Genomic DNA, 16,941 nt, shown 5'->3' on the forward strand with positions numbered 1-16,941 from the left:
GCAGCCGATGGAGCATGTGGGTCTGATTGAAAATGCGGGAGCTATTTTCCTGGGAGCGTACAGCTCGGAGCCGGTAGGCGATTATTTTGCCGGGCCCAACCACATTATTCCGACGAATGGAACCGCGCGGTTTTCTTCGCCGGTGGATATTGATGATTTTATCAAGAAGTCGAGTATGATCTATTACAGCAAGGAAGCGCTGCTGCGTAATGGAGAGACGATTATGCAGCTTGCCCGGCATGAAGGGCTGGAGGGCCACGCACGGGCGATACAGGTTCGATTGGACAATGAAAAGAAGGCGGTGGATGGCGATGGGGAACGAAAATAACGAAGCAGGACGCACAGGGAGCGTCAGCCGAAAGACGAACGAAACGGATATTCAGCTGTCTTTTGCGGTAGATGGGACAGGACAGGCCGAGATCGAAACGGATGTTCCTTTTCTAAATCACATGCTGGATTTGTTCACGAAGCACGGACACTTTGACCTGAGTGTGCAGGCCAGAGGGGATGTTGACATCGACGATCACCATACTGTGGAGGACATTGGTATCTGTCTGGGGCAAGCCTTGCTGGAAGCACTGGGTGATAAAAAAGGAATCAAGCGCTATGCCAGCGTCTTTGTACCGATGGATGAGGCGCTCGCGCAGGTCATCATTGATCTCAGTAACCGACCTCATTTTGAGTATCGTGCGGAGTATCCGTCACAGCAGGTAGGGAGCTTTTCGACGGAGCTGGTGCATGAGTTTCTGTGGAAGTTTGCATTAGAGGCCCGTATGACGCTGCACGTCATCGTTCACTACGGGCAAAATACCCATCATATGATCGAGGCGGTGTTCAAAGCACTGGGACGAGCGCTGGACGAGGCGACTTCCATTGATCCACGGGTAACGGGAGTGCCTTCAACGAAGGGAGTGCTATAGTCCATGTCCATTGCTGTTGTGGATTACGGCAGAGGCAATCTGCATAGTGTGAGCAAGGCAGTTGAACGTCTTGGCTATGAGGCTGTAGTCACAGGAAAGCCCGAAGTGATTCGTTCCTCCAGCGGTGTGATTTTGCCGGGTGTAGGGGCATTCGGAGATGCGATGGAGCATTTGCGTTCCAGTGGATTGGATCGTGTTATTCAGGAGGCGGCGAGCGCTGGACAGCCGCTGCTCGGTGTTTGCTTGGGTATGCAGCTATTGTTCACTCGTGGTGAAGAATATGGCAGTCATGAAGGGCTTAATATTCTACCGGGCGAGGTCGTCCGCTTTGCTCCCGATTTGGGTGTTAAGGTGCCGCATATGGGCTGGAATCGTCTGCGTATGACACAGCCAGAGCATCCGTTGCTCCAAGGGCTGGAGGAAGGACATGTGTATTTCGTGCATTCCTATCATGCGAAGCCGGAGGTTGAAAGTGACCTGCTGGCAGTGACCGACTACGGCGGGCCTGTAACAGCTATCGTTGGCAGAGGCCATGTATATGGCATGCAGTTCCATCCCGAGAAGAGCGGAGAAATGGGCATGCGGCTGCTGCGTCAGTTTTTGGAGCTAGCGGAGGCGGCAAAGCGAGCGTAATTACGCATCAGTGTGCGGGAGTGTGGTACGGCCAGCTTTGGGCGTTGATGGATGTGAAGGCCTATAAATGTTGAATAGCTCACAAGGGGGTCATACTTTGTTCACGATATATCCGGCGATTGATATTCGCGATGGCAAATGTGTACGGTTGGTACAGGGGGATTACAACCAGGAGACGATATACAACGAAAACCCGGTGGAGGTAGCCCGGGAATGGGAGCGCAAGGGCGGCTCTTACATTCATCTGGTTGATCTGGACGGTGCTAAAGCAGGCCAACCGGTGAACGATGAATTAATCGGGCGTATCGCTTCTTCAGTGCAGGTGCCTGTACAGGTGGGTGGCGGCTTGCGTACACGCGAGCATGTGGAGCGACTGTTGTCATTGGGCGTGAGCCGCGTGATTTTGGGCACGGCGGCAATTGAGGACCGCGCCTTTACCGAAGCAGTGCTCTCTGCCTACGGTGATCGGATCGCTATCGGTCTGGATGCGCGAAATGGCTATGTAGCTACGCGCGGGTGGCTCGAGACCTCGGAGGTACGCGCGGATGAACTGGCCGCTGAGCTGGCCGCCAAGGGGGCGCAGACGTTCATCTTTACAGACATTTCCCGAGATGGAATGATGCAGGGCCCAAATGTGGAGGCAATCGTAGCGCTCGCAAAAAGCAGTGGACGTACCGTAATTGCTTCCGGGGGTGTCAGTCAGATGGATGACCTGATCACACTGAGCACGTATGCACAAGCAGGTGTAGGCGGTGCCATTGTGGGTAAGGCATTGTATACGGGAAGCATTGACTTGCAGGTCGCCGTACAAGCTGTAGCGAAGGCATAGGGGGAGTAAACATGCTGGCTAAACGTATTATTCCCTGTCTGGATGTAAAGGATGGCAGGGTGGTCAAGGGCGTCAATTTTGTGAATCTGCGCGATGCTGGCGATCCGGTGGAGCTGGCGGCGCTGTATGACCGGGAAGGTGCGGATGAGATTGTATTTCTGGATATTTCCGCATCGGTGGAAGGTCGTGCCACTATGGAGGCGGTCGTTCGCCAGACAGCCGGGGAGATCGCTATTCCCTTCACGGTTGGCGGCGGGATTTCCCATGTCGATGATATGAAACGCATTTTGCGTGCCGGGGCCGATAAAATTGGCGTGAATACGGCGGCTGTGCGTAACCCTCAGCTGATTGCGGAGGGTGCACGCAGCTTTGGTTCACAATGCATCGTTGTTGCGATTGATGCCAAGTACAATGAGGCGTGGGGCGAGTGGGAAGTATATACGCACGGAGGCCGCACGCCATCTGGTATCCGTGCCTTGGCCTGGGCCAAGGAGGCTGAACAGCTGGGGGCTGGAGAAATTCTGCTGACCAGCATGAATGCGGACGGAACCAAGGATGGATTTGACCTGCCACTCACTGCTGCGGTGTCGGATACGGTGGGGATTCCGGTCATTGCGTCCGGTGGAGCTGGCAAGCAGGAGCATTTTTATGACGTGTTTACGACGGGCAAGGCGGATGCTGGATTGGCGGCAACGATTTTTCACTATAAAGAAATAGGAATCCCTGAGCTAAAACGGGATTTAAAGCGCAGAGGAGTGGAGATACGATGAGCAACGAATTAAACCAGCAGCTATCTCTGGAGCAGATATTGGAAAATATTCGCTGGAATGAAGCGGGGCTTGTCTCAGCCATTGTCCAGGATGCTGCTACGCTTCAGGTGCTGACCTTGGCCTACATGAACCGCGAGTCGCTGAAGCTATCTCTGGAATCGGGAGAGACCTGGTTTTGGTCTCGTTCCAGACAGGAGCTGTGGCACAAGGGGGCAACCTCCGGGAATACGCAAAAAATCTCCTCCATCCAGCTGGATTGTGACGGTGATGCTCTGCTTGTACGCGTCACTCCCAACGGTCCTGCCTGTCATACAGGAGCAACGAGCTGTTTCTCCCGCGAGATTTCTGCGCCGGGAACGGCTGTAGCATCTGCTGCCGGGCATGCAGTTCAGGCGTCGGCTACCCAAACGGACGGCACTGTAAGGGCTACAGCAGACCGCTTTGAGGTGCTCGCCCAGCTGGAGGCGATCATTAAGGAACGTGAGGTGACACGTCCCGAAGGAGCCTATACGACCTATCTCTTTGATAAAGGAGTAGACAAAATCCTGAAAAAAGTTGGCGAAGAAGCATCCGAGACGATCATTGCTGCCAAAAATAAAGATAATGAGGAACTGCGTCTGGAGGTCAGCGATTTGGTTTATCATCTGCTGGTGCTGTTGCAGGAGCGGAAGCTACCGCTGGATGATGTGCTGTCTGAGCTGAATCGTCGCCATGAGCGTCCTCGTCGAGATTAAATGGGTGTTTTAGTGCAGAAAGGGGCGAGGGCTGCATGAAAATTGACTATCATACGCATCATGCCCGTTGCGGTCACGCGATAGGAAGTCTGGAAGAGTATGTGCAGCAGGGGATTCGATTGGGACTGGATCAGCTTGGCTTATCAGATCACATGCCCTTACTGCATGTAAAACCAGCCGACTATTACCCGGAAATGGCAATGCCTATGGAGGAGCTGCCCCGATATGTGGAAGAGTGTCTGGAACTGAAGGACCGCTATAAAGGGCAGATTGATATACGTGTCGGCCTGGAAGGTGACTACATTGAGGGTTGGGAACGGGAAATCGAAGAGATTATTAGCGCGTATCCGTGGGATTATGTGATTGGTTCCGTTCACTTTCTCGGTGAATGGGATGTCACGGACTTCCGTCAGGTACATCATTGGGAAGGCAAAAACGTGCTGGAGGTATACCGTACGTATTACGATGCGGTTTCCAAGGCGGCAGCTACCGGCTTATATGACATCATGGGTCATTTGGATGTCATAAAGCGCTTCGGCCATCATCCGAAGCCGGAGGAAGAGGAGGAGCTACGTGAGCTGGAGCGCTCCGCACTCTCAGCCGTGGCCCACAGCGGGCGGGCAATGGAACTGAATGCATCAGGGCTATCCAAGCCCTGTGCGGAGATGTTCCCAAGCCGCCGCATGCTGGAGGAGGCATTATCGCTAGGTATCCCGCTGACCGTCGGCTCGGATGCCCATGATCCGGCGAAGCTGTCCGAGCATTTGGAGAAGGCGCGTGCTCTTCTATATGAGGTCGGCTATCGCGAGCTTGCGGTATTTCAGCATCGCGAGCGTACGCTAGTACCGCTTACGCTTTAATATCCATATTTATTGGGTCCCAATATATATCCATTGACTAGCCGAACGTGCCTTTTAAAGAGGAAAACGCGTTCGGCTATTGGCATATCCTCTTATATGTATCTATCAGTGTGTATTTATTGGAAAACAATCCTGCATAATGCGGAACGACTGACTGTCAAGTCGTTTTGAAGTTGTGGTATACTGAAGGGTATGAACATGCTAGCTATATTTAAAGGAGGTGCCTTGGTTATTTATGAAAGGGAAACATCTGCGAGCATCGGAACAACCTAGCCCTAAGATTATTGCTTTGCGTTTCGACGCATCTTTCTTTTTTGAGAAAGCTGTGCGCTCGCTGGACCGCAATCATTATGACAAGGCATTGAAATATTTTCGTAAAGCCGTTGAATATGAACCGGATAATCCGGTGAATCATTGCAATATGGCGGGTATATTATCAGAGATGGGGGATTATGCAGGCTCGAACGAGATCCTGTCCTCTGTTCTGAGCGACGTAGATCCGTCGATGACAGAGTGTTATTTCTATATGGCGAATAATTACGCTAATATGGAGCAATTTGAAGAAGCGGAGAAAGCTTTAGTCACGTACCTGGAGGAGGACGAAGAAGGACAGTTTCTGGATGAGGCCGAGGAAATGATGGAACTGCTCTATTATGAGCTGGACCGTCCAACCAAGCTGAACCGCATTAAGGCCCGGCAGGGAGTGGTCGAGCATGATCAGGCCCGCGTCCTGCTGGAGGAAGGGAAATTCGCTCAGGCAGCCCAATTGCTCAAGCAAATTTCGGAGGAACAGCCCGATATGTTCGCTGCGCGAAATAATCTGGCGCTCGCCTATTACTACATGGGATTATTCCAAAATGCCAAAACGGTCATTCTTCGAGTGCTGGAGGATGAGCCGGGCAATTTGCACGCGTTGTGCAACCTGGCGATCTTTTATCAGCATGAGGGAGGCGGCCCGGAATTGGATCGCTTGGTTCAAACCTTGGCGGTCACCATACCGTTTCAGGAGGAGCAGGTGTTCAAGCTGGCAACCACCATGGGCATTCTTGGACGCCACGAGGAGGCGTATAGACATTTTCGCAGATTGCTGCATGGCACGGGAGAGAACAGTGCGGACGCTTCTTTGTACCATTACACGGCAGTAGCTGCCAGCAACACAGGAAGATATGCAGAAGCCCGGCGGTTGTGGAGTCATTTGCAAAAGCAGGGTGCTTCCTCGGAAGTTCCGCGCTTTTTCCTGTCCCGGCTGGAGGAACTCCAGCAGGAGGGCACACCGCTACAAGTGCTCAGCTACCATTATCATCTCCCTTTTGAGGAGCAATTCCGCATGTGGGAGAAGTTCGGCGCTGATCAAGTGCCTGACAGCATGAAGAAGGACCCGCTTATACGGTCATCCTTCTTCTGGGCTTTGCGCCACGGAGATCGGGCAACTCAACTTCAGGTCATTCAGGCGCTGAGTCTGATCGGTGATGATGAGGTGCGCCAGGCACTGGAGTCATTTGTAGATGACCCGGATCAGGAGGGTGAGCTGAAACAGCGTGCCTTGCAGGTGCTGCAAGAGCTGACGGATCAAGATTATGGCGTGCAGGAAACGGCCCCTCAGGCAGAACAGATGGAGCAATCGGAAGCTGAAAGGGATTGTCTGTTAACCGAAGGCGATGTATCTGCTGCTCCGGTCGATCCGCAATGGCAGGCAGTGCTCGATAAGGTGCTGACCGTCATGAGCAAGCCGTCAGATCTGGCCATGCAGCACGATTTGCGGTCGCTTTGGCTGGAGTATTTGGATCGACTAGCTCCAGAAGTGCCGATGATTCAGCATACTGAGGGATGGGCAGCAGCGCTGGAATATTTGACAGCCAAAATGCATCATCATTCAGTCACCTATCAAGAAGTAGCCGACCGTTACGGTATTTCTGTGTCGACCGTAAGCCGCTATGCACGCCAGATTGACAGTGTGTGTGGTATCAAACAGAAGCTGAAGCAGCCGCTCTCCACGTTTAAAAAGCAGGTCTGAGACCTGCTTCAAACATCACTTAAAGGAGGCAACAAACGTATGTATAAATCCATAATTATTGGTACAGGTCCCGCAGGCTATACAGCCGCTATTTATTTGGCGCGCGCTAACATGAATCCGCTGATCATTGAGGGAATGCAGCCCGGCGGGCAGCTTACCACGACGACCGAAATTGAAAATTTCCCGGGTTTTGAGCAAGGTATCCTTGGTCCTGAATTGATGGATAACATGCGCAAGCAGGCTGAACGTTTTGGCGCTGAATTTACTTCCGGTTGGGTAGAGGAAGTGGATTTCAGCAAGCGCCCTTTTAAAGTGAAGGTAGAGGGTAAAGGCATCATTGAGGCGGAGTCGGTTATTATTGCTACAGGCGCGTCTGCCAAATATCTTGGTATTCCAGGTGAACAGGATAATGTAGGGCGCGGAGTTAGCACGTGCGCAACCTGCGACGGCTTCTTTTTCCGCGGGAAAAAGATTGTCGTGGTCGGCGGCGGCGATTCGGCGATGGAGGAAGCAAGCTTCTTGACCCGGTTTGCTTCCAGTGTAACCTTGGTTCATCGTCGTGATGAGCTGCGGGCATCCAAAATTATGCAAGACCGTGCACGCGAGAATGAAAAAGTACACTGGGCATTAAACCGGACTCCTCTGGAGGTCGTAACAGGTGAAACCGGATTAAAGGGCTTGAAGGTACACAATAATGAAAACAATCAGGATGAGTTGATTGAGGCGGATGGTGTGTTCGTAGCGATTGGACATACACCAAACACAAGCTTCCTGAACGGTCAAATCCATACAGACGATCACGGCTATATTCAAGTGAAGCCAGGCACGACGGAAACGAACATCCCCGGCGTTTTTGCGTGTGGGGACGTGCAGGATAATCGTTACCGCCAGGCTATTACGGCTGCGGGAACGGGCTGCATGGCGGCTATGGACTGTGAGAAGTATCTCGAGGGCAACGCTGTTCATGACTGGAGCGAAACACTGGATCAATAAAGATAGCCTATAGCTCACAATATGGCAAGAGTGGGGTAAGGTAGCCCTGTTATAAAGCGATATTTCGATGTTGAGGAAGAGAGGCCTGTTGCATTTGCACAGGCATTTTCCTTTTTATGGATAAAGTAAGGGCAAAAGTTCCGCTAATCGTACATTTTTCAATAGGTAAGTGTCCTTGACCGTAACGGGGGCTTCAATTATAGTTGGAACGTAGGATTACTATTATGAAGTCAAGATTTTAATCATATGTTTCATACAAGGTTTTTAAGTAAACATAAAGGTGGCTTGAAACATGTCTGAAAGTATCTATGTGGGTGTCGATCTGGGCGGTACAGCGATTAAAGTCGGCATTTGTAATGAAAACGGGCAGCTTTTGCACACTTATGAGGGACCAACCGAAACCGATAAGGGCGTAGATGTTGTAATCAGCAATATCGAAAAATATGTGCGGCACATTGTTGAGCAATCCCCCTATGAATGGGATCAACTGATGGGTGTCGGTGCTGGCGTTGCGGGTTTTACGAATGTTCGCAATGGTATTATTGTCCTCGCTCCCAATATTGGCTTTCGTGATGTACCGATCCGTGCGCTTTTGGAGGAACGAATCGGTAAGCCTGTAAAAATAGACAATGACGCTAACGTTGCCGCACTTGGTGAAGCATGGGCCGGAGCGGGCAAAGGCATAGATAACTGTGTATGCTATACCCTGGGTACGGGTGTTGGCGGCGGCATTATTATTAATGGTAAAATATATCAGGGATTCTCGGGTATGGCCGGAGAAATTGGGCATATGAGTGTCGTGCCTGATCTGGAGGCTATCCAGTGTGGATGCGGCAAAATGGGTTGTCTAGAAACCGTATCTTCTGCAACAGGCATTATCCGTATGGCAAAAGACGCTGTGGAACGTGGCGATCGTACTTCTCTGGCACTGGAGGATCAAATTGCTGCTAGAGAAGTATTTAATGCTGCTAAAGCCGGTGATGAGGTCGCGCTACGTATCGTGAACCGGGCTGCTTTTTATTTGGGGAAATCTATGGCAGCCGTGGCAGCAGTGCTCAATCCGGAGTTGTTTATTATAGGCGGCGGTGTTTCCAAAGCTGGCGACTTTTTGTTTGAAGAGATGCGCCGCGTATACACTAAGCTGGCACCTGAGCCACTTCAGCAAGGAGTATCGATTGTTCCGGCAGTGCTGGGCAATGACGCAGGTATCGTAGGGGCTGCAGGCTTGCTGTTGCGTTCCTGATTTACAGGCTGCTGATATACAGGTACTGACATAGAGCGAAGAAGCAAAAGGAGAGGGAAGTCCATATGACAGACAACCTAAAAAATGCTGCGCCGTGGGCAACGCTCATTATTATTACGGGGATGTCAGGTGCAGGGAAGACCATTGCGGTGCAGAGCCTGGAAGACTTGGGCTTCTTTTGCGTTGATAATTTGCCCCCTGTGCTGATTCCCAAATTCGCTGAGTTAATCGAGCAGTCCAACGGAAAAATAGGTAAAGTGGCGCTCGTCATTGATTTGCGTGGCCGAGAATTCTTCACTGCCTTATCGGAATCATTGAATTATATTAAAGAACATTTTACGATTCATTGTGAAATTCTATTCTTAAATGCCAACGATGGCGTTCTCGTGCAACGCTACAAGGAAAGCCGTCGACGTCATCCGCTTGCTCCAGACGGTATGCCTTTGGATGGAATCCGACTGGAGCGCAAAATGCTGGAGGAGCTGAAAAGCTCGGCTTCTGAGGTTATTGATACAAGCACGATGAAGCCCGCAACCTTAAAGGCCAGGATTATTTCGAGATTTTCACATCTGGAGAGCAGCATGCTTTCCGTGAATATTACTTCTTTTGGCTTTAAATATGGTATTCCCATTGATGCCGATCTTGTATTCGATGTGCGCTTCCTACCCAATCCTCACTATGTGGACCAGCTTCGCCCCCATACGGGACAGGATAGCGATGTATATGATTATGTTATGAAATGGCCTGAGACTCAGGCTTTCCTGACCAAGCTGCTGGATATGTTGCATTTTTTGATTCCACAATACCGTAAAGAAGGCAAGAGTCAGGTGATTATCGGTATTGGCTGTACCGGCGGTAAGCATCGTTCTGTTGCGATATCGGAATATTTAGGAAAAATGCTGGGTGCCAGCGAGACAGAGTCCGTTTCTGTTTCGCATCGGGATGCTGATCGGGACCGGCACTAATGAGGTGAAATGATGAAAGAGACCGGATCACAACGGGAGCGCCCGCGTATTGTTGTTATGGGCGGGGGAACCGGCTTGTCTGTCATGCTGCGGGGCTTGAAGCAAAAGCCACTGGATATTACGGCTATTGTTACAGTCGCTGACGATGGCGGAAGCTCCGGGATATTGCGCAGTGAGCTGCAGATGCCCCCTCCAGGGGACATCCGCAATGTGCTGACTGCCTTGGCTGACGTAGAACCAGTGATGTCAGATATGCTAAAATACCGTTTCGGTGCAGGATCAGGATTATCAGGCCATAGTTTGGGCAATCTGATTTTGGCAGCGATGACCGATATATCAGGTGATTTTGTAACGGCGGTGCGTGAGCTTAGCCGTGTGTTTGCTGTCCGGGGGCGTGTACTGCCGGCAGCCGAAGAAGGTGTTGTGTTAAGTGCCGAAATGGAGGATGGCACGGTTGTTACCGGGGAGTCCAAAATCCCGGAAGCGGGCGGCAGAATCAAACGTGTTTTTCTTGAACCGACTCACGTGGAGCCGTTGCCTGAGGCTGTAGAGGCCATTAATGAAGCCGATGCGATTCTGATTGGCCCCGGAAGTTTGTATACCAGTATTTTACCCAATCTGCTCGTACCCAAGCTCGCTGAGGCTGTAGTGAAATCCGATGCTATCAAAATATTTGTCTGCAATGTCATGACCCAGCCGGGTGAAACCGATGGCTATACGGTGGGAGATCACCTGCAGGCTATTTACGAGCATGTAGGCCACCATCTCTTCGACTATGTCATTGTGAATAACGGGGAAATCCCGCCTCAAGTGCAGGAAATGTATGCCGAGCAGGGAGCCAAGCCAGTTCAAGTCGACATGGGCGAACTGAATGACCGGGGATATAAAGTAGTGGCAGATACGTTAGTTCTGTTCCGCACGTATTTACGGCATGATGCAGACAAACTAAGCCAGCACATTTATCAATTAGTACAAAACTGGATATTAAGAAGGAGGTGAGTCCCTTGTCCTTTGCGGCACAAACGAAAAAAGAGCTTACAATGATTGAAAGTCAGCCCTGCTGTGAAAAAGCGGAGCTGTCTGCGCTTATACGTATGCTCGGATCCGTGCAACTGTCGAATAAAAGGGTGATATTGGACGTGTCCACAGAAAATGCCGCGATTGCAAGGCGGATTTACTCCTTGATCAAAAAGCATTTTCAGCTTCACATTGAACTGCTTGTACGGAAAAAAATGCGCTTGAAAAAAAACAATGTGTACATTGTCCGTATTCCTAACGGTGTACAAGAGCTGCTGAAGGATTTGTACATCGTATCAGAAGGCTTCTTGTTCACGGACGGGATTAATCGGGAGATCATTCGGAAAAACTGTTGTAAGCGGGCTTATCTGCGGGGCGCCTTTATGGCTGGTGGCTCTGTAAACAACCCGGAGGGATCATCTTACCATCTTGAGATTTCCTCGATGTATGAGGAGCATTGTCAGGCCCTGGTAGATCTTGCGAATGAGTTTCATCTGAATGCCCGCTGTATTGAGAGAAAAAAAGGGTTTATTCTCTACATCAAGGAAGGCGAGAAGATCATTGAACTGCTCAGCATCATTGGAGCGCATCAAGCCTTGTTCAAATTCGAGGATGTACGTATTATGCGCGATATGCGCAACTCCGTAAATCGTATTGTCAATTGCGAAACAGCCAATTTGAACAAGACGATCGGCGCTGCAGTTCGGCAAATTGAGAACATCAAGCTGCTGGAGAGGGAAGTTGGTCTGGAGACCTTGCCGGACAAGCTGCGTGAAGTGGCGGAAATCAGACTGGCCCATCCTGATTTGAACTTGAAAGAAGTCGGGGAAATGCTCAAAGGGGTCGTTAGTAAATCCGGTGTAAATCACCGTCTTCGCAAAATTGACGAGATGGCGGACAAAATCAGGGGAGAAAATGGCCTGATTCCGTAAAAAAGAATGTCCTTGGGGCTTTTTGCCGCTTTAATTAGTTTTTTTTCTAGTGTCTGTCCCAGGTTAATGTTATAATGTGATAAATAAAATGGAGTAAGTAGTGTCCAGATTTATTTGATGAGGGGGTAAGCTGACATGTCAAAACATCCGGTAGTCGTACGCTTGAAAACAGGACTGCACGCCAGACCTGCTGCGTTATTCGTACAGGAAGCGAATAAATATTCATCTGAGATTTTTGTGGAAAAAGAAGACAAAAAGGTTAATGCCAAGAGCATCATGGGTATTATGAGTCTTGCCATCAGTACAGGTACTGAAATTAATATTAGTGCTGAAGGTGCGGACGCCGAACAGGCTGTAAACGCTTTAGTAAGTCTGGTTAGTAAAGTAGAGCTGGAAAACCAGTAAGCGACTGTTTATATTTGTGATACGGTATACGCTCTTTCGTGAAAAGCCCCTCGGGGCTTTTTTTATATCCGTAAAAAAATTAGATGTTTTTCCGAAAAGCTGTTTATCTTTGTAAAGCTCTATAAGTAACGTTTTGTTGAATATGCCAACTGGAATTAGTCCAACCTACACCTAATTTATATTCCGTGCTGATCCTTTATTTTGGAATGCGAATGCTTGACTGCAACCTTTTTTCGTCCTTTCCGTCTGGAAGATACAAACATTTTCAAGAAAGAGGTTGGATACGATGAGACATTGGACAAAAATAGTAAGTACAGCAGTTCTCACAGGAGCATTATTGGCCGGGGGAGTAGCTGGAGGATTGTGGACAGGAGCAGATCGTGCTTATGCCGCATCAACAGCCGCGACGGTGAATAGTGTAATAAATGTGAGCGGAAGCGGTGAAATACTGGCTAAGCCCGATATTGCTTATCTTTCCATCGGTGTGCAATCGGAAGGAAATACAGCGGCCGCTGCTCAAAAAGCCAATGCCACGAAAATAAACAAGGTTACACAATTGCTGAAAGAAAAATGGAGCATTAGTGCAGACGACATTCAGACTAGCCAGTTCTACGTGCAGCCTAACTATATCTACAACGATAAAGAAGGTCAGAAGCTCAAAGGCTTCATTGCCAACCATACACTTTCCGTTAAATACCGTGATCTGGATAAAATCGGTCAACTGCTGGATGAGGCTACAAATTCCGGGGCGAACAACGTGGATAATGTACGCTTTTCAGTAGAAGACCCTTCCACCTACGAAGAAGAAGCGATTGCCAAGGCGCTCAGTAACGCTCAATCTAAAGCCAGTGCTGTAGCAAAGGCAGCCAAACGTGGGTTGGGAGGCTTGGTAAATGTGACGGTAGATGGCGGAGAAGCCCAAGTATTCACACAACGTGAGACTGCTATGAGCAAGTCTCTTTTGGACGCAGGGAATGGAACAGAGATACAGTCTGGTCAAGTGACAGTGAAGGTTCAGGTATCGGCCCAATACGAAATGAACTAATACAGTACGTTAAACGAAGCCACAAGCGGCTTGCATCATGTGCAGGTTGGCTTGCTGGCTTTGTTTGTATATCGAAACCATTTTGTAATGAGTCTGTCATAGCTAAGGGGTGTTAGGTGTATAGATTGAAATCGGAGGGTGTACAGATTGTAAACCACATATAATAGGGTACAGATATAATAAGAAAAGCAATCAAAACACATAGATAATACAGATCCACCACAGGAGGAATACTTACGATGAACAAGCATACGAAGAAATGGGGCTCCGCTCTCCTGGCAGCAGGAATTTTAGTAGGAACCGCAGTTATTCCCGTTTCTTATATTGAGGCAGCATTGACCAAACAGCAAGCTACGCCACAGCAACCGGGAATCTCCATTCAATGGGACGGCAAAACCTTGGCGACCAAAGGAGTTCAGGTAAACGGAAGCACACTGATTCCAGTAGCAGCACTGCGCGACAGTCTGGGAATTTCGGTGAGCTATGATGCCAAAACAGCGACATATACCGTAGGCAGCGGGTACAACAAGCTTTACATCATTTCTTCTTTCTCGGATACCTATGTCAATGTGAACGGAATCGGCACGCGCAACATGGACGCCAAACAGATTGCCGGGAAGCTATACATTCCTATGGGTCTGTTGAAAGACTATCTGGGTATCGATGCACAGTGGAATGCAGCCCAAAAAACAGTAACGTTGAGTAAAAGCCAGCTAAATCCAATCAAAATTGCGTCCCAATCACTTTCCGCTTCGAGTAATGCGAAGGTGTCCTACAAGATTAAGTACCCGCAAATCAGCGGCAGCCAGCTGAATCCTGAGGCTCAACAGGCCATTAACAGTGTGCTTAAAAAGCAAGCAGACAGAGTATTAGCAGCAGGCAAAAAGATGATGGCTGAGGGAGAGGCTACAACAGAAAGACCGTATGAGTTTGGGAATGATTTTGCGGTTGCCTATAACAAGGATGGTATTTTGAGTGTGATTATGCAGGATTACTCGTATACAGGCGGCGCACATGGCATGACGGCACGTAAGGGATATACGTTCTCGCTTGCTGATGGTAAACTGCTGCAATTATCTGATGTATTGAAGGCAAATCCGAACTACAAAAAGTTCCTCAATGCTGATTTGAAGAAGAAAATTGATGCGCTTCAATCTGGCGAAGCTTTCGGTAAATTTAAAGAGCTGGCGGCAGATCAGGACTTTTATGTGACCAACAGTGGAATAACAATCGTGTTTAGTTTGTATGATTATGCGCCATACGCGTATGGAATTCCAGAGTTCACCTACTCGTTTGCCCAATTGCTGCCTCAGGGCGGAAAGCCCTTTGCAGGACAGTAAAGCAAAAAAGCTGCCTACCGGATACGAACATCCGGGGCAGCTTTTTCGTTTACCAGCTATCGAGCGATGAATTTCCTCTCTTATACACCGTCTGGAGAAGAGCTGGTTAGCACTTTATCAATAATACCGTATTCCTTGGCATCATCAGCGGACATGAAATAGTCACGGTCTGTGTCTTTTTCAATGCGTTCCAGTGGCTGGCCTGTGCGATCTGCGAGAATGCGGTTCAATTTGTCACGCATTTTCAGAATGCGACGAGCGCGGATTTCGATATCCGTTGCCTGACCTTGTGCACCACCCAATGGTTGGTGAATCATAATTTCACTGTTCGGCAAAGCAAAACGTTTGCCTTTGGCACCTGCGTTCAGCAAGAACGCACCCATGGAAGCAGCCATACCTACACAAATCGTAGACACGTCAGGTTTAATGAATTGCATCGTATCGAAAATGGCCATACCGGCTGTAATGGAACCGCCAGGACTGTTAATATACAAGTGAATATCTTTTTCAGGATCTTCGGCAGCCAAAAACAGCATTTGCGCAATAATAGAGTTGGCTACAACGTCATTGACGTCCGAGCCCAACAAAATAATGCGATCCTTCAACAGTCTGGAATAAATGTCATAGGCGCGTTCGCCGCGGTTACTTTGCTCTACTACCATAGGAACATAGCTCACGTCAAAAAACCTCCCTTAAATATCGTTAATGGATTTGGTGGACATGCCGATCTACATGCCCCTACTTTATAAACTGTTACCGTATTAACCACATGATAAACAATTTCAAACAAAAAGTCAAAGAAAGTCAAACTAATGGTCAAAAAAAAGAGCCCTCAGCGCTCTTATTGGTTAAAACATGATATAGAAGCATTAAAGCATTCATTTAAAATGGCGCGCCCGCGAGGAATCGAACCTCGATCTCAGGCTCCGGAGGCCTACGTCATATCCGTTGGACCACGGGCGCACAGATAATTGGAAACAAAGATGATTATATGATATACGGCATTGAATTGCAAGCTTTTATTATGTGCGCATATTCACATAAAAAGTTGAGAAATATAGGATCAGATAGACTTGCATGTGGAGCAAATATTGGTTAAGATATACGTGGGACTTAAAAAGTTATCCCGGGACGTTTTAAGACCAATCAGAGATATAGCTTAGAGACAGAACTTAGAAGTGTGCGGGAGTGGAAAGCATGCGAAAGATATTAGAAATACAGAAGCAGCTTCTGCCCGACCTCATGGATGTTTTGAAAAAAAGGTACACGATCCTGCATCAGATCATGCTGTCCGATGTTATTGGACGCAGAACACTGGCAGCTTCACTGGATATGACCGAGCGCGTGCTGCGCGCCGAAACCGATCTCCTTAAAGCCCAAGGGCTAATTGAGATTGAGAGTGTGGGCATGAAGGTGAGCAAAGCAGGACTGGATCTGCTGGAACAGCTGGAGCCGATTGCGAACGACTTGTTCGGCCTGTCCCAATTGGAGGATCAGATTCGTCAAGCCTATGGTTTGGAGAAAGTGGTTGTCGTTCCAGGGGATTCGGATGCTTCACCGTTAGCGAAGCAGGAGCTGGGCCGTGCTGGTGCAAAGGCGCTGCTGAGTGTTATGGATGACGAGGATGTTGTCGCTGTAACAGGTGGCACGACAATTGCAGATGTGGCGGAACAACTGACATTACCTGCTAACGGCCCGCTTAAGGGCGGATGGTTTGTACCGGCACGCGGGGGTTTGGGAGAGAGCATGGAAATGCAGGCTAACACTATTGCTTCCACGATGGCTCGCAAAGTCGGCGCTCAATACCGTCTGCTCCATGTACCGGATTTGCTCAGCAATCATGCTTACAACTCCTTGCTTGAGGATACGAATATTCAGGATATATTAAGCCTGATTCGAGAGAGCCGTATCATCATTCACGGGATAGGCAACGCCATAGCGATGGCCCACAGACGCAAGCTTGACCCCGAAACCTTTGCCCAGATCAGCAGTGAAGGCGCGGTTGCCGAATCGTTTGGTTATTATTTTAACGAAGACGGCGTCGTTGTTCACAGAATGCTGACGCTTGGACTCCGCTTGGAGGACATTGGGCGTACGGAGACGGTGCTAGGTGTAGCTGGAGGCAAGAGCAAGGCGGCTGCTATTCATGCAGTATTGCGCTTCGGGCAAGAAGACATTCTTGTCACCGACGAAGGCGCTGCTGTCGAGATTGTAAGCCGTTATTTAAAAGGTTAATATGGA

18 protein-coding genes and 1 tRNA gene are annotated in these 16,941 nt (G+C 49.2%); 17 read left to right on the forward strand and 2 right to left on the reverse strand.

Translation table 11 applies throughout. The features are described 5' to 3' along the window. From L693_RS28115 to L693_RS0114270, 16 genes are all read left to right on the forward strand, one after another. A partial coding sequence (locus tag L693_RS28115; protein WP_197029938.1) for a histidinol dehydrogenase occupies positions 1-328 on the forward strand: 328 nt, incomplete at its 5' end. Beyond that, positions 312-920 (forward strand): imidazoleglycerol-phosphate dehydratase HisB, encoded by a 609-nt coding sequence (gene hisB / locus L693_RS0114200; RefSeq protein ID WP_025717824.1) that lies wholly within the window; start codon positions 312-314, stop codon positions 918-920. The genes L693_RS28115 and hisB, both read left to right, overlap by 17 nt. Before the next feature lie 3 nt (positions 921-923). Next, complete coding sequence (gene hisH, locus L693_RS0114205; RefSeq protein WP_025717825.1) at positions 924-1,553, forward strand: imidazole glycerol phosphate synthase subunit HisH; 630 nt, start codon at positions 924-926, stop codon at positions 1,551-1,553. 97 nt (positions 1,554-1,650) lie between these two features. Beyond that, complete coding sequence (gene hisA, locus L693_RS0114210) at positions 1,651-2,382, forward strand: 1-(5-phosphoribosyl)-5-[(5-phosphoribosylamino)methylideneamino]imidazole-4-carboxamide isomerase (RefSeq protein WP_025717826.1); 732 nt, start codon at positions 1,651-1,653, stop codon at positions 2,380-2,382. Between the two features lie 11 nt (positions 2,383-2,393). After that, positions 2,394-3,152: an imidazole glycerol phosphate synthase subunit HisF gene (gene hisF / locus L693_RS0114215; RefSeq protein WP_025717827.1), complete on the forward strand. Its 759-nt coding sequence runs from the start codon at positions 2,394-2,396 to the stop codon at positions 3,150-3,152. After that, a complete protein-coding gene (hisIE, locus tag L693_RS0114220) occupies positions 3,149-3,886 on the forward strand; it encodes a bifunctional phosphoribosyl-AMP cyclohydrolase/phosphoribosyl-ATP diphosphatase HisIE (protein WP_025717828.1) in 738 nt (245 codons plus the stop codon). Before hisF ends, hisIE begins: the two co-directional genes overlap by 4 nt. Before the next feature lie 35 nt (positions 3,887-3,921). After that, positions 3,922-4,746, forward strand: a complete 825-nt coding sequence (gene hisJ / locus L693_RS0114225) for a histidinol-phosphatase HisJ (protein WP_025717829.1) — start codon at positions 3,922-3,924, stop codon at positions 4,744-4,746. 235 nt (positions 4,747-4,981) lie between these two features. Next, on the forward strand, positions 4,982-6,760 hold the full coding sequence (locus tag L693_RS0114230) for a tetratricopeptide repeat protein (protein ID WP_025717830.1): 1,779 nt from the start codon (positions 4,982-4,984) through the stop codon (positions 6,758-6,760). A 39-nt stretch (positions 6,761-6,799) separates the two neighbouring features. Then, positions 6,800-7,753 carry a thioredoxin-disulfide reductase gene (gene trxB, locus L693_RS0114235; protein ID WP_025717831.1) on the forward strand — a complete coding sequence of 318 codons (954 nt, stop codon included), beginning with the start codon at positions 6,800-6,802 and terminating at the stop codon, positions 7,751-7,753. 292 nt (positions 7,754-8,045) lie between these two features. Beyond that, a complete protein-coding gene (locus L693_RS0114240) occupies positions 8,046-8,996 on the forward strand; it encodes an ROK family glucokinase (RefSeq protein WP_025717832.1) in 951 nt (316 codons plus the stop codon). 65 nt (positions 8,997-9,061) lie between these two features. Continuing rightward, positions 9,062-9,961 (forward strand): RNase adapter RapZ, encoded by a 900-nt coding sequence (gene rapZ, locus L693_RS0114245; RefSeq protein ID WP_025717833.1) that lies wholly within the window; start codon positions 9,062-9,064, stop codon positions 9,959-9,961. Positions 9,962-9,973: 12 nt separating this feature from the next. Further along, a complete protein-coding gene (locus tag L693_RS0114250; protein WP_025717834.1) occupies positions 9,974-10,960 on the forward strand; it encodes a gluconeogenesis factor YvcK family protein in 987 nt (328 codons plus the stop codon). Positions 10,961-10,965: 5 nt separating this feature from the next. Continuing rightward, positions 10,966-11,910 carry a DNA-binding protein WhiA gene (whiA, locus tag L693_RS0114255; protein WP_007428149.1) on the forward strand — a complete coding sequence of 315 codons (945 nt, stop codon included), beginning with the start codon at positions 10,966-10,968 and terminating at the stop codon, positions 11,908-11,910. A 135-nt stretch (positions 11,911-12,045) separates the two neighbouring features. Further along, complete coding sequence (locus L693_RS0114260; RefSeq protein ID WP_013368811.1) at positions 12,046-12,315, forward strand: HPr family phosphocarrier protein; 270 nt, start codon at positions 12,046-12,048, stop codon at positions 12,313-12,315. A gap of 286 nt (positions 12,316-12,601) precedes the next feature. Then, positions 12,602-13,360 (forward strand): SIMPL domain-containing protein, encoded by a 759-nt coding sequence (locus tag L693_RS0114265; protein ID WP_025717835.1) that lies wholly within the window; start codon positions 12,602-12,604, stop codon positions 13,358-13,360. Between the two features lie 239 nt (positions 13,361-13,599). Further along, positions 13,600-14,700: a PdaC/SigV domain-containing protein gene (locus L693_RS0114270; RefSeq protein ID WP_025717836.1), complete on the forward strand. Its 1,101-nt coding sequence runs from the start codon at positions 13,600-13,602 to the stop codon at positions 14,698-14,700. Between the two features lie 80 nt (positions 14,701-14,780). On the opposite strand, the gene clpP is transcribed toward L693_RS0114270, so the two are convergent. Both clpP and L693_RS0114280 read right to left on the reverse strand, forming a co-directional pair. Beyond that, positions 14,781-15,377 (reverse strand): ATP-dependent Clp endopeptidase proteolytic subunit ClpP, encoded by a 597-nt coding sequence (clpP, locus tag L693_RS0114275; RefSeq protein ID WP_025717837.1) that lies wholly within the window; start codon positions 15,375-15,377, stop codon positions 14,781-14,783. A gap of 211 nt (positions 15,378-15,588) precedes the next feature. After that, a tRNA-Arg gene (locus L693_RS0114280) sits at positions 15,589-15,663 on the reverse strand. Positions 15,664-15,897: 234 nt separating this feature from the next. Here L693_RS0114280 and L693_RS0114285 point away from each other — a divergent pair. After that, on the forward strand, positions 15,898-16,935 hold the full coding sequence (locus L693_RS0114285) for a sugar-binding transcriptional regulator (protein WP_025717838.1): 1,038 nt from the start codon (positions 15,898-15,900) through the stop codon (positions 16,933-16,935). Positions 16,936-16,941: the final 6 nt, after the last annotated feature.

This window comes from Paenibacillus sp. 1-18, assembly GCF_000520755.1.
Classification (GTDB): Bacteria; Bacillota; Bacilli; order Paenibacillales; family Paenibacillaceae; genus Paenibacillus; species Paenibacillus brasilensis.

Excerpts from the sequence above, each read along its gene's own strand:
- hisB (WP_025717824.1), top strand. The coding sequence starts at position 312 with ATGGGGAACGAAAATAACGAAGCAGGACGCACAGGGAGCGTCAGCCGA.
- hisH (WP_025717825.1), top strand. The coding sequence starts at position 924 with ATGTCCATTGCTGTTGTGGATTACGGCAGAGGCAATCTGCATAGTGTG.
- hisF (WP_025717827.1), top strand. The coding sequence starts at position 2,394 with ATGCTGGCTAAACGTATTATTCCCTGTCTGGATGTAAAGGATGGCAGG.
- hisIE (WP_025717828.1), top strand. The coding sequence starts at position 3,149 with ATGAGCAACGAATTAAACCAGCAGCTATCTCTGGAGCAGATATTGGAA.
- hisJ (WP_025717829.1), top strand. The coding sequence starts at position 3,922 with ATGAAAATTGACTATCATACGCATCATGCCCGTTGCGGTCACGCGATA.
- L693_RS0114230 (WP_025717830.1), top strand. The coding sequence starts at position 4,982 with ATGAAAGGGAAACATCTGCGAGCATCGGAACAACCTAGCCCTAAGATT.
- trxB (WP_025717831.1), top strand. The coding sequence starts at position 6,800 with ATGTATAAATCCATAATTATTGGTACAGGTCCCGCAGGCTATACAGCC.
- L693_RS0114240 (WP_025717832.1), top strand. The coding sequence starts at position 8,046 with ATGTCTGAAAGTATCTATGTGGGTGTCGATCTGGGCGGTACAGCGATT.
- rapZ (WP_025717833.1), top strand. The coding sequence starts at position 9,062 with ATGACAGACAACCTAAAAAATGCTGCGCCGTGGGCAACGCTCATTATT.
- L693_RS0114250 (WP_025717834.1), top strand. The coding sequence starts at position 9,974 with ATGAAAGAGACCGGATCACAACGGGAGCGCCCGCGTATTGTTGTTATG.
- L693_RS0114260 (WP_013368811.1), top strand. The coding sequence starts at position 12,046 with ATGTCAAAACATCCGGTAGTCGTACGCTTGAAAACAGGACTGCACGCC.
- L693_RS0114265 (WP_025717835.1), top strand. The coding sequence starts at position 12,602 with ATGAGACATTGGACAAAAATAGTAAGTACAGCAGTTCTCACAGGAGCA.
- L693_RS0114270 (WP_025717836.1), top strand. The coding sequence starts at position 13,600 with ATGAACAAGCATACGAAGAAATGGGGCTCCGCTCTCCTGGCAGCAGGA.
- L693_RS0114285 (WP_025717838.1), top strand. The coding sequence starts at position 15,898 with ATGCGAAAGATATTAGAAATACAGAAGCAGCTTCTGCCCGACCTCATG.